This window comes from Pseudoalteromonas sp. PSi26 (assembly GCF_054960575.1).
Window position 1 is genome coordinate 215,958 of the sequence record NZ_JBHNYT010000001.1, and the last position, 13,581, is coordinate 229,538.

Sequence of the window (13,581 nt, forward strand, 5' to 3'; positions counted from 1 at the left end):
GGTTCGAATCCACTCAGTCGTACCACTTCAAAAAAAATAAATGCAAGAAAAAGCACTAACCACTCTTAATAACCCGGTCCAAGGGTCGGTGGTTCGAATCCACTCAGTCGTACCAATTCAAAAAATATAAATGCAAAAAACTTCTCCCTACTTTTATAACGCTTTCCTTGGGTGAATAAATAGGATCAATTGAGTTGTGCAAATTAAAACTTATAAAGTTGCTATTCAGAGAGCGAACCAAGTACATAGACAAGTGGCGCATTCCAATTAATTGCAACCTCGTTTGTTGAAAAACTGCACCAATCGTCAATATATGATTTTGCGGGCTCATTGGATGAGTAGTTACAGTTATCTTGCTGGCCTGAATGAGGACCACCTACAAGCATTCCTGGAATAGGAGCAACCACACCATCACTGTGTGAAATTCGGTGATGTGGATACAAAGGTGTTTTAGTGCCAAACCCAGTAACAAAAGAGTAACCCGTAGGGTTTCGCCCTAATACATAATCGACAAGTCCATGAGCTGCATTTTTATAATCGTTATTTTTATTTATCTGAGCGGCTTGTAGCAAAACCATCGCTTTATTTAACGCGACTGAGTTGCTTCCCCATACAAAGTCAGATTTTTGCATAGCAACATTGTAGGGACTACTTTTATGTTGGTTTAAATATATATCAGCTAAGTGCTTTTGCTTTATTTGTAGGGCTGCGTATTCTTTTTCAGATAATAAATCCTTTGCTTTAAACAGCAAACTACTTAAAGAAAGGTACGATACATTTCGCCATGCTGGAGCCGTGTAATTGATGTTTATCTCTTTATAGATAGTGTAAAAGTGTTTATTTTTAGTTGTTATAAATAACTCTGCAGCGGCCCAAGCAAACTCATCCTTTAAGTACTGATCTCCATACTCACCGCTTTTAATATCAATTGGTTGCACATAATATTGCGTTTGGTTTAAAAGCGCCCAACGCCATGCTTTTATAGCTGCCATTAAATATTGCTTACTCTTATTAGGGTAGTAAGGTTCAATCACCCGGCTGGCCATGGAAAGCGTAGCTGCAAAGTTCAAACTTGCTGCTGTTGATTTGCCTATCATTAAGCGTAGGCGTTTATCCTCATGTGGCATTTCATAACCAGGCCAATCGCGTGTTGTTAATTTGTGGTATACACCGCCATCATTGCTTTGCATAGAGATTAGCCATTCAAGATTCCATAGGGCTTCATTTATAATATCAGGAACGCTATCTTCAGATTCAGGTATGTTTAAATTTTGTTTTTTATAAATATCAGGGTAATGTTCAAACGCTGCAAGTAATGTGTAAGTGCTAATGCCTGAGTTAACAACATACTTGCCATAGTCACCTGCATCATACCAGCCTTTGTTTGCTTTCGTTTTTTGAGTTTTATAGTTATCACTTGCCTCAGCAGAGGGGTGGTAACCAATATTGTCATCTTTATGACCCATTGGTCTTGCATAAACTCCCGCGTACTTTTCTTCAATAGCAATACTAGAACGGTTTAAATAATAATACTTTAAAGCCGCAGTGCTAAGTGAATCATAAACATCATTACCAATTGGAAATAATGAAGAATCTCTAACGCCGTTTACACGCAAAAAATAGTGACCCGAAGTAACAAATTCCGAAAAATCAGCAAGCTTGAACGTATCATTGCCAGAAAGAGACCATTTTTTAGCTGCGCCCAACTGAGAGGTATAAACTACCTTATTTGTTTTCGCATTAATTAAATCAAATTGGGTAGCCTTAACGTTAGGTATTGTGGCAAATTTGTCACCGTGGTTTAGGTAACCTAATTGGTTAATTGCTATTGGTTGGTTTGAAGTTAACTTACTTAATTTACTAGGGTTTGTTTTTACTGATACCGAACAAGCGGTTAGAGTAAACACACTCAGTAGTATTAACGATAAAATAAAATGTTTCATATAGCCCTTACGTATAAACTACATTAATGCAAAAAGGACTAAGAGCACTAACTATAAAATTACAATTAGTGCTCTTAGTGATTATTCACTGCACTTAATTGTGGCTACCTTTTGTGCTTGTGGCTCAAATTGAACATCAGCAATTCGTATTTTAGCCGCACCTTCACTCGTTAAAATAAACGGCGCACTCGAGCGTTGAAATTCAACACCTTTATTAGCAAAACACAATAGGTCTATCGATACTTTTTGCCATGTATTTAATTTAAATTCGTTAAGAGTTGGCGCTATATCAAACGAACCACACTTGCTTTTACCACAGCCCATTTGGACATTTATCGCTTTTTCTGGGTAGGCTTCTACACGCACATCAAATGTTAACGCACTTTTATTGATCAAGTATTGCGATAAATCTTCTCGATACCATGACGAGCTTATTAAAACTGAAGCAGTATTAGCACCACTCCAAGTAAATTCTTTTGCATCACCTTGAATGTTTTTATCGGCTTCAATCATCGTTAAGCCTTTAATACTTCCTGATGGTGTGTGGATGTCTTTTGTATCACCAAGCGCTTGCAATTGGTAATTCCAATCACCTTTCGCTCTTCCTTGCATTATTTGATAAGGAGTATTGGTAGGCGTTTCAAAAATAAAGTCATTCTCTGTGCTTAATTTATCAAGCATAACATTGTCTTTATAGGTTAATCCAAATCCATAAGGAAAAAGTGGGTCATAGTTTTCATCGTAACGATTCAATACAACTTGTGATGCATATTTAGGCCATGAAAAGGAAAGCTTACCTTTAAAGTCAAATTGAATATTGCCCTTATTATCTTTAAACAAAACATCAGCTACACCAACACCTTCACTACCTGGTAGCCAAGCTGCTACAAACGAATCTGATGCATTTATCTCTCTGTTTACCCATAAAGGTCTGCCCGATAAAAACACCGATACAACTTTTATACCTTGTGATTTTAATGACTCGATTAATTTGGCGTCACGGTGAGAATGAGCCTGATAAGCAATAGATTTTAAATCGCCAATCCACTCTGCATACGGATTTTCACCAAATACAACAATGGCAACATCTGGTTTTACATCAAAACTACCATCAGGGCTTAGCACTGCATTGCCGCCCGCTTTGTTTACCACTTGCTTTATACCATCAAAAATTGACGTTCCCCCTGGAAAATCAGATTTAATATTACCTTCGCCTGTCCAGTTAATTGTCCAACCACCCGTTTGCTTACTCATATTTTCAGCACCATCACCCGCAACTAATACCTTACTATTTGGGTTAAGTGGTAAAAGGTTAGTATTATTTTTAAGCAGCACTAACGATTCTCTAACGGCTTGCCTAGCAATTGCTTTATGTGCAGGTGCACCTAACAATTGCTTTTGGTTAGCATATTTGCGTGTTGATGGAAGTCCTTTATCGAATAGCCCCGAACGTATTTTCACGCGTAAAATACGCCTAACTGCATCGTCTATACGCTCAATAGGAATAATTCCATCTTTAACTTGCTCTACTGTATTGCCTATAAAAGCCTTCCAATCTTCTACAACCATAAACATGTCTAGCCCGGCATTAACAGCCTGAGGACAGCTATCATTGGTACACCCGGGTATTTTACTGTGCGAATTCCAATCACCCACTATAAAACCATCAAAACCAAGTCGCGTTTTTAAAACATCGGTAAGGAGGTATTTGCTGCCGTGTAAGCGCAAGCCATTCCACATATTATGAGAAGCCATAATACTTTGCACACCTGCTTTAAGTGCAGGAAAATATGCCGCTGCATGATTTTTAATTAAATCAATTTCTGTCTCACGGTTGTCGCCCTGATCAATTCCTTGGTAGGTGCCGCCATCACCAACCCAATGTTTTGCGGTAGAGTAAATATGATCGTCATCTAAAAAGTTAGCTGTATTTACTTTTCCCTGAAGGCCTTCAATCATCTCTTTAGCATAACTGGCAACTATCTCAGGATCTTCAGAATAACTTTCGTAAGTTCGACCCCATCGATCATCCCTAGCAACGGCAAGTGTTGGGGCAAATGTCCAGTCTATACCTGCAAGTAATACTTCTTTCGCTGTAGCTTCTCCAATTTTATAAATTAAATCTGGGTTACGTGTTGCACCTAATCCAATGTTATGTGGATATAGAGTAGCCCCAATAAATTTGTTATTGCCGTGTACTGCATCAATGCCATATGTAACTGGAATAGCTAAACCGCCTTCTGATGTATCCATTGATGCTAGATAAAGCTCGTCCATAAAAGACACCCAATCAGATACACTCGCATAACGGTTATTGTGTAAAAATGTTCCACCGCCATTCAAAACCGAACCTAAATGATATTTTTTTACATCTTGAGGCGTTACCCAGGTTATTTCTGCTTGAACCATTTGACCGACTTTTTGTTCTAGTGACATTTGGCTTATTAAATGGGTAATACGTGTTTCCAACTCTGCATTATTTTTTTTTATTGCTGGTTCAAGAGTTGGCCAAAGTGTTATATCGTTTTTAGCAACTGTGTTAACAGACGCAAGACTCATAAAAGAGCCAAGTAAAAATGAAGAATAAGTTAATTTCATTAATCTAATAACCTGATACTTTGTTAGTGTGGCAAACAGTTTTATATCAAATGTGGCATAATGTCGTTCAAATAGAGGTTTCAAGCGTATAAATGCACGCAATTTACTCTATTTGAACGTCCGGCTATTTCAAATATTAGAGATTATTAGATAACATACAACGACACTGAGAACACACGTGTACCAAAAAAAATTTTAATAAAGGTGTATTAAATTGTGAAAGAAGTTCTTTTTAACACTCACGATCTCGCTTTAATTTTTACCATTTTTATATGCTTATCATTTAGTGTATTTTTAGTAACATTAAAAAAGGGCAATAAACTTAGTAACTATTTACTTGCTTGCTTTTTATTAACTCAAGCTGCAATTCCTACGGATAACCTTATTAACTTTGGTGAGGCATTTCGAGCGTATGCGTTGAGTTTATCCCCAAATCTATTTTACACATTTGGATTAGCTTTTTGGTTGGAAGTCCCTTTGCTTCTGCTTTATATCAAATCGTTAGTTAACAAAAATTATCAGCTAAAAAAACACGATTCGCTATTATTCATACCATTCATTTTTTATGCCGCTTATTTCACTGTTGATTGGCTTATGATAGAAAATAGCATCAAATTAAATGTACTTAAAAATGATACAATTGAAACCACAGCATTTATTGACCGAGCTATTTATTTTTTTCGGGAGTGCTTTCGATTTTCAATTAGCGTTTTATGTTTTTTAGAGTTACAAAAATACCAAAAAAACATTAAAAATGAGTTTGCAGAGCTTGAGAGTGTCGACCTAACTTGGCTTAAATTCCTTGTGATTGGTTTTTTAGTTGTGCACCTAAATTCAATATTTGTCTCTTTGGGTATTATTATGTCTTACGAGATAGGTATTCTAGTTGACCATGAATTACTTGGGCTTACAGCTAATTATGCAATTCTCTTATTAATCACAAGTTTAATCTACTTTAGTGCAGGTCATTCAAGAATATTTCAGGGTATTGACGATGAACTAACAGCTGAACAACATAAAGCTCCAGATTCCTTTGAACCCGAAAAAATACAAAAAATTGAAACCTATTTGCTGCAAAATAAGCCTTATTTAAACCATTTACTTACACTTGATAATTTAGCGAGTCAGTTAAGTATGGGATCGAGAAACCTGTCATCTATAATTAATAGGCACTTTGGTAAAAACTTTTTTGAGTTTATAAACCACTATAGAATTGAAGAAAGTAAACGGCTGCTACTTCTAGAAGAAAATAAAACAGTAACGATGTTAGACATTATGGATAAGGCAGGATTTAACAGTAAAGCAACGTTTAATACATTTTTTAAAAAACTAGTGGGCGTAACACCCACTCAATTTAGAAAAGAGTATTGGGAAAACCAAAACAAAAGTGCGAATTAACCCCACTAAAATTAGTCATTTGGCGTGTAGTTTTTTAAAATATACGCCTCATGATCAGGCATAACATCAGCAGAGCGGCTAATAACCGACTCTATATTTTTAAGCCTACGCTTTATTTCATCTCGTGTTAGCCTATCAACGAGTGGATGATAGCTTTTAGGTTTAATCCCTTGACCATGCATGACTGCAAGCCAAGATGTTTCGTTAAACAGCTCATTATCATGTCTAAAAATACGCCCGTTTTCACTAAACATCTCTATTTTTTGCTTCAACGAATCAGGCATTTCTATGTTTTTGCAATAACGCCAAAACTCAGTGTCATCTCTATTTGTCAGTTTATAATGTAAAATAATAAAATCACGTATGCGATGATATTCAGTCTCAGTTTGCTGATTAAATAAATCGATATCGCACTGCGTAAAATCTTTACTAGGAAATAATGTCATTAACTTCGCTATCGCTGATTGAATTAAATGCAGACCAGTTGATTCTAGCGGCTCTACAAACCCTGCCGATAAACCAATTGCAATACAGTTTTTATTCCAGCTCTTTTTGCGCATACCTGTAACCCATTGCAGCTGATTAATGTCTGCTAAAGCTTCAGATTCAATTGTATTTAAAAGTAAAGCGTGTGCTTTATCATCGCTTATAAATTCACTTGAATATACATACCCATTACCTACTCGGTTTTGCAATGGTATTCGCCACGTCCAACCAACGCCTTGTGCTGTAGATTGAGTGTAAGGGTTAAGTGTTTTTTTTGATAAACAAGGCATTGCTATAGCTTTATTACATGGTAATAAATGAGTCCAATCCTCGTAGCCAGTTTTTAGAGCCTGCTCAATTAACAAGCCCTTAAAACCAGAGCAATCAATAAATAAATCGCCATTTAATACTGTATTATCGTTAAGTATTAACGACTCAATCATTCCTGAAACAGGGTTGAGTATCACTTCGTCAACCTTACCCTCAATACGTCTAACCCCCCTTCTTGTAGAATAATTTCTTAGAAATTTAGCATAAAGAGTTGCGTCAAAATGGTAGGCATAATTAATACCTGCCAATGGGCTATTTTGCTGAGTTGACGGATGCATAAATTTATTTGCGTACGCACCAACCGATGCAAGTGAGTAGTTAGATAAGTTTGAAAACGCTGGCTCATTTTGCATTTTCAACCAAAAATGATGAAAAGGCAGTGCCTCCATATTAGTGCCATAATTTCCAAATGGGTGAAAATAACGGTGTCCTTTTTCTTTCCAATCTATAAATTCTATACCTAATTTAAACGTAGCATTAGTAAAACGTATAAACTCAGATTCATCTATATCAAGTATGGTATTAAATAATTGAATTTGTGGAATTGTAGCCTCACCTACCGACACGGTGCCTATGTCTGCAGACTCCACTAAAGTGATTTGACAATTATCGCAGCCAATTACCTTCGCTAACGCAGAGGCGGTCATCCAACCTGCTGAACCACCACCTACAATAACAATCGATCTTATATTATTTGCATCATTCATAATGTTTACCTAAAAAAAGCAAAGCACGCGAAATTGAATAAATAACGCGTGCTTTTATTAAGAGGGTTAAAAATTACCTTTAAAAATAATGCTAAACCTACGCTCATTCGCGAACCAAGAGCGAGAAGCTCGATTGCCATCATTGTCTATTTGCATTGAAGTTCGAGCAACCTCGTTAGTTAGGTTAGTGGCTTGCAGACCTAATTGAAACGAGTCAGTAATGTTATAAAATACCGAACCATCAAGTTGACCGCCAGCTTCATTATAAATGGGAAGCTGCGTAATAACGTCTTTACTTGTCAATAAGTATTCAGAACGCCAGTTGTACGCTAAACGTGCATTAATACCGTCCTTTTCATACATAGCGACTAAATTTAAGTTATCTTTTGATAATCCCTCTAATGGTAAATTCTCAAAAGCAACATTGTCTGCTTGAGATGAATCTGGCTGATCTGGCGCTAAGCTCGAATTTGGTGAGCCCTCCTCTTCAATGTAGGTGTAGTTAAACTGCATTCCTAAACCACTAAAAGCACCGGGTAAAAAGTCAAAAAACTGCTGGTAAGCCAGTTCAACCCCTTGCACAGAGCCTTCATCACCATTTGTAGCACCGTTTACTTGTACCACCTGAGTAGCACCATTATTTGAAAATTCTCTATCCACTGAGCCATTGATAAAGTAGTTACTCATGTCTTTATAAAAGAATGATGTTGTAAGTGACCCCACTCCCTCAGAAAAATACCATTCAAGTGCTAAATCGTAGTTATAGGACTCCATTGGTTTCAAAAAAGGATTTCCTGAATTTGCCGTATAGCGAGAGTAACGTGCGTCTATAATTTGTCGATCATCTGAGCTTTCATCGTAAGTAATGACTAAATCTTCCGGTGTTATGCTTACAAAGTTTCTCAAGTTTCCTAAATCAGGTAATGCTATTGCTTCAGAAAAACCAAAACGCAAAATTAAATCATCTTTTAGATTAAGTTTAACGTTTAAGCTTGGCAAAATATTAGTATATTCACTGCTTGCTGTTTGTTCTGTAAATCCTGCATTACCAAATGCGGCTTGTTCAGGGGGTAAAAAGTTATCTGGGTCTGATGGGTCGTTAACGTCACCCACTGTATCTGGAAACGTTAAAAAGCCATCAGTTTCATTTTTAATTTTTACATAACGTAGCCCTACATTACCGCTGTAAAACATGCTGCCTAATTCACCTTCAAAATTACCCTTGATGTAAAAAGCATTATTTATTTCAGAGGTTTCATTAATCTCGTTATTTAAGAAGTTACCTATTGCGTCCCCACGACTTGATAAACGCTGCCAATTTGGCGACAGAGATGCAAACGCTGATTCAGCATTAGCGTAATCTCTAACTAATGATTCGCTAGGAAATAAAAAAGCGCCCTCAGATGCAACATTGAGTACCCCCCCTCTAGCAAAATTATCAAATGTAAATTGCTCATAGCTATTATTTAAGCTTGCACCTAGCTCATCACCTTCTGCATCAAACCATGCATTACCATTGCCAGCCCATGCTTCCGATAACCAACCCCAATTATAAGTAGATTGACGTGTTGTTTGGTCGCGTTTAGCATAACGAGCGCCTACTTTAACACTAGTGAAAAAGCCACTATCAAATGTATATTTTGTGTCAGCAGCAAAAGCAACTTCATCACCTTCGTTATCAGATATATGATCCATAGCACTGCGCCAAAAATAATTATTTGGATCAGTGAAAAAGCCAGTGTCGCCGCTATTGGCTGGGTCTAATAATGTAATATCGGGTAAATCATCACCGTTTTGCTCTATACCGACTACAGCTCTTGTTGCTCCCATAATCGAAAAATCAAAAATTTCAGAGGTAGATTCAACGTATTGGGCGTCAAAGTTGAACGACCATGAATCGTTTGGTCGATATTTAAGATTAAAGCCATAATCGTCAACTAAATTATCTTGCTCTCTAAAGCGAGTAACCATGGCATGCTGTGCACCAAACTCTCCAGATGGTTGTCGCTGCGCATCGTTTCCGCGCCAGCCCGCATTTGATGTAATGAAACCTGATTCAAATAAGCCTTGATCTGTTACTTCAAACTCAGTGCCTTCTAAGGCAACTAAGTCATTAATTACAGCATCATCCGCCATCTCAATTGCATGTTCAGTCCATGCTAACGATGAATCAGAACGAATAAATTGAGCAGTGGCCAAAAGGGTTTTGCTTTCGTTTTCAAACTGAAGCGCACCAGCAAAACCTTCCCTTTTTCTATCATCTTCTTTTCGTGTCAAACGCGTTGTACGAGGAGCAAAAATTGCTTGCCCATTAACTAACTCGTTTTGTGGCTCGTACCGACCTATTTGGGCGCCATCCGATCGCGCTTTTAACTCGGAGTTAGAGTAATTAACGAGTACACCGAATCTGCCAGCATCTAAATCAAATATATCGCTGTATAAGCCAGAAAATGACGGCGTTGTTTCGTCTGCAAATTCGCTATAACTAGCATCTAATGTAAAAGCAACCACACGTCCTTCAGCATCAAAGGGTTTTCGTGTCACTAAATTAACCGTGCCTGAAATTCCACCTTCAATCATATCTGCAGATTGGTTTTTAAAAAGCTCAACAGAGCCCATTAACTCAGGCGGTACATCCTGAAAGCTCAACCCTCGCCCTGAGTCAGCAGTAAATGTATCACGCCCATTAAACTCACTTCGTGTATGCGTTAATCCCCTAACAACAACACCACTGCCTTCAACACCGTAATGATCTGGGTCGTTTGCAGCAGCAAAACGTTCAATAGAAACGCCCGGTAAACGAACTATTGCTTCAAGAACGCTTCTATCAGGTAATGAACCAATATCTTTAGCAGAAATAGCATCAAGAACGGTTTCAGCTTCACGTTTCATATTTTGTGCATTAATTAAGTTTGATCGTGTTCCCTGGACTATGACTACCTCAATGTCTTCATCTTGCTCTTTTGATTTATCTTTTTCTTGAGCTGCGTATAGATTGCCAGATAAAGATGTTGCAATAATTGCAGATGCAATTATAGACAGCTTAAATGCACTGTTCTGTTTTTTTATCATTTTAATTTCCCTCATTGAAGTTCAAAAAGTACTGATCGTATTTTTTAAATTTCAACCCTTTTAGTGTGTGTGGTTATCATGCAAAGCTAGAATCAGATAAATAGCGGGTAAAATCGCCTAACTAACCACAAATACATCTATTTGAACGCCAATATTAGTTTTTATTTGAACATGACGCTGAGTTTAAATACTGTCATCTTGATATATTGACCATGAAAATCAATAGCTTATAAAAGAAAGCTTAAAATAAACAATATATTAACAAAATTAACTATTTTTTTCTTTGATGAATGTATAAATATACGTTAATACGTGTATCTATACGTTCAAATTCATATTTAGCCTGCACTTAGACGACGTTAATAATTCCCTTTGTTAATTTATATTTATCACATACAAATAAAGAGTTGATAACAATGATTAACATAAATATAAAAAACCTTTTTGTGCTTACGGCACTTGCTTCATTAGTAGGTTGCGCTAGTGATGAACAATCGACACTAACAACCCCACTCTATTTAGACGAATCAGTTTCCATTGATAAACGTGTAGATGATCTAGTAACACGTCTTACCTTAGAAGAAAAAGTTGCGCAGCTATTTGATAAATCCCCCGCAATTGAGCGTTTAAACATACCAGAATACAATTGGTGGAACGAAGCACTTCACGGTGTTGCACGGGCAGGTAAAGCAACTGTTTTTCCACAAGCAATTGGCCTAGCTGCTACATTTGATGAAAACTTAATGCTAAGAGTCGGCACCGCAATTTCTGATGAGGGCAGAGCTAAACATCATGCTTTTTTAGAAGAAAATAACCGTTCTATGTACACAGGGCTAACATATTGGTCGCCAAATATTAATATTTTTAGAGACCCTCGCTGGGGGCGCGGTCAAGAAACCTACGGTGAAGACCCATACTTAACAACACGTATTGCAGTTAATTTTATCAATGGTTTACAGGGTGATAACGCTCAATACTTAAAATCAGTTGCAACACTTAAACATTATGCAGTACATAGCGGTCCTGAAGTCTCAAGACACAGCGATGATTACACGGCTTCAAGTAAAGATTTAGCTGAAACCTACCTTCCTGCTTTCAAAGATGTAATAGCACAAACAAACGTGGCATCTGTAATGTGTGCTTACAATAGCGTAAATGGTACGCCAGCATGTGGAAACAATGAGCTAATTCAAAATAAACTAAGAGATGAATTTAATTTTGATGGCTATATTGTATCGGACTGTGGTGCTATTGCAGACTTTTACGATGTAAAGTCACATAACATCGTAAATACTGAGGCAAAAGCAGCAGCGATGGCGCTTAAAACCGGTACTGACTTAAATTGCGGTGACCACCATGGCAATACATACAGTTACTTAACGCAAGCAGTAAAAGAAGGTTTGGTAGAAGAAAAAGATGTTGATAAAGCCTTAAAACGGTTGATGCATGCCCGCTTTAAACTTGGCATGTTTGATAACCCCGAAAATGTACCATATTCAGACACTTCTATAGATGTTGTAGGCTCTAATAAACATTTAGCTTTAACACAAGAAGCAGCTCAAAAATCACTAGTACTTTTAAAAAATGAGCAAGTACTACCATTAAAGGGAAATGAAAAAATAGCCCTTATAGGTCCAAATGCTGATAACGAAGCTATTTTGTTAGGCAACTACAATGGCATGCCAATAGTTCCAATAACACCTAAACTAGCACTTGAACAACGTTTAGGCAAAAATAACCTTACGTATACTGCAGGCTCAAGTATTACCGGTGAAGTTTATACACATTACCAGCCTATTGAAGCAAAGCATTTTTTTCATCTAGATCATAATAATCAAATGCAACCGGGATTAATTGCTCAATACTATCCTTCAAGTAATTTTGACCGCCAACCTGTAAAGCGTCAAATAGAAAAAAACCTAGATTTTAGCTGGGAGCGCTCTCCTATTGACAACTCTATAGAACAAGAATTTGCTGTAAAATGGACCGGAATCATTAAACCCCAAGAAACTGCTGAGTATCATTTTAAATCAAACAACGTTGATTTCACACTTAATGGCCAGAGTGTTAATGGCGCTATAACACTTGAAAAAAATCAAAGTTACGAGCTAAACGCTGAATCTAAATTTAACCACTATTGGCATAGTAACGTTATTAATCCAACGGCTAGTCTTACTTGGTTGAAAAACCCTCAAGGGCTTACACAACAAGCACTCAGTAATGCTAATGAAGCGGATGTAATTGTATTTGTAGGAGGCATTAGTGCTAATCTTGAAGGTGAAGAAATGCCACTGCAAATAGACGGATTCTCTCATGGTGATCGCACCAATATTAATTTACCTAAAAGCCAACTTAATTTGCTTAAAAAGCTAAAGCAGACAGGAAAACCTATCGTACTTGTAAATATGAGTGGTAGTGCAATGGCATTAAATTGGGAAAACGAAAATATTGACGCAATTATCCAAGGTTTCTATCCAGGTGAAGCGGCCGGAAGTGCGCTAGTAAACCTACTTTACGGCGACTATAGCCCATCAGGTAAATTACCCATTACATTTTACAAGTCTGTATCTGATCTACCTGATTTCAAAGATTATTCAATGAAAAACCGTACCTATAAGTACTATGAAGGTGAGGTACTTTACCCGTTTGGTTTTGGCTTAAGTTATGCTGATTTTAAATACAAAAACACACGTTATTCAATAAACGCAGACTCAGGAGACTTAAACCTAACAACAACAATTGCCAACCAAAGCAGTTTTTCAGCTGACGATGTTGTTCAAGTTTATATATCTATGCCTGATGCACCGGTAAAAACACCAAATAAGCAATTAGTGGGCTTTAAACACATTACCGTAAAAAACGAATCGCAAAGCGAAATTAAATTTACTATTCCTAAAAATAAACTCTCTTTTATCAATGAGCAAGGCAATGCCGTTGCCTACAAAGGGCGTTTAATTGTAACAGTAGGCTCTGGACAGGGTATTAAAATACCAAAAGATAAATTTACAGTGACTAACATTGTTTTATAAAAATAATTAAAATTTTGG

Annotated in this window: 6 protein-coding genes; 2 read left to right on the forward strand and 4 right to left on the reverse strand. The window is 37.1% G+C overall.

Going from position 1 to position 13,581, the window contains the following annotated elements:
• Positions 1–221: 221 nt before the first annotated feature.
• Together ACFI34_RS01045 and ACFI34_RS01050 are read right to left on the reverse strand one after the other, a co-directional pair.
• On the reverse strand, positions 222–1,943 hold the full coding sequence (locus tag ACFI34_RS01045) for a glycoside hydrolase family 9 protein (protein ID WP_462672071.1): 1,722 nt from the start codon (positions 1,941–1,943) through the stop codon (positions 222–224).
• An 81-nt stretch (positions 1,944–2,024) separates the two neighbouring features.
• Complete coding sequence (locus ACFI34_RS01050) at positions 2,025–4,541, reverse strand: glycoside hydrolase family 3 protein (RefSeq protein WP_462672072.1); 2,517 nt, start codon at positions 4,539–4,541, stop codon at positions 2,025–2,027.
• Positions 4,542–4,958: 417 nt separating this feature from the next.
• Between ACFI34_RS01050 and ACFI34_RS01055 the strand changes: the two genes are divergently transcribed.
• Positions 4,959–5,939, forward strand: coding sequence for a helix-turn-helix domain-containing protein (locus ACFI34_RS01055; protein WP_462672073.1), 981 nt, complete (start codon positions 4,959–4,961; stop codon positions 5,937–5,939).
• 11 nt (positions 5,940–5,950) lie between these two features.
• Here ACFI34_RS01055 and ACFI34_RS01060 read toward each other — a convergent pair whose 3' ends face one another.
• Positions 5,951–7,462: a tryptophan halogenase family protein gene (locus tag ACFI34_RS01060; RefSeq protein WP_462672074.1), complete on the reverse strand. Its 1,512-nt coding sequence runs from the start codon at positions 7,460–7,462 to the stop codon at positions 5,951–5,953.
• A 66-nt stretch (positions 7,463–7,528) separates the two neighbouring features.
• Positions 7,529–10,534 (reverse strand): TonB-dependent receptor, encoded by a 3,006-nt coding sequence (locus ACFI34_RS01065; RefSeq protein ID WP_462672075.1) that lies wholly within the window; start codon positions 10,532–10,534, stop codon positions 7,529–7,531.
• A gap of 416 nt (positions 10,535–10,950) precedes the next feature.
• Between ACFI34_RS01065 and ACFI34_RS01070 the strand changes: the two genes are divergently transcribed.
• Positions 10,951–13,563, forward strand: a complete 2,613-nt coding sequence (locus tag ACFI34_RS01070; RefSeq protein ID WP_462672076.1) for a glycoside hydrolase family 3 C-terminal domain-containing protein — start codon at positions 10,951–10,953, stop codon at positions 13,561–13,563.
• Positions 13,564–13,581: the final 18 nt, after the last annotated feature.

What these genes read in the sequence shown, in the direction of transcription:
- ACFI34_RS01045 (WP_462672071.1), bottom strand. Translation starts at nt 1,943, where the DNA reads ATGAAACATTTTATTTTATCGTTAATACTACTGAGTGTGTTTACTCTA.
- ACFI34_RS01050 (WP_462672072.1), bottom strand. Translation starts at nt 4,541, where the DNA reads ATGAAATTAACTTATTCTTCATTTTTACTTGGCTCTTTTATGAGTCTT.
- ACFI34_RS01060 (WP_462672074.1), bottom strand. Translation starts at nt 7,462, where the DNA reads ATGAATGATGCAAATAATATAAGATCGATTGTTATTGTAGGTGGTGGT.
- ACFI34_RS01065 (WP_462672075.1), bottom strand. Translation starts at nt 10,534, where the DNA reads ATGATAAAAAAACAGAACAGTGCATTTAAGCTGTCTATAATTGCATCT.
- ACFI34_RS01070 (WP_462672076.1), top strand. Translation starts at nt 10,951, where the DNA reads ATGATTAACATAAATATAAAAAACCTTTTTGTGCTTACGGCACTTGCT.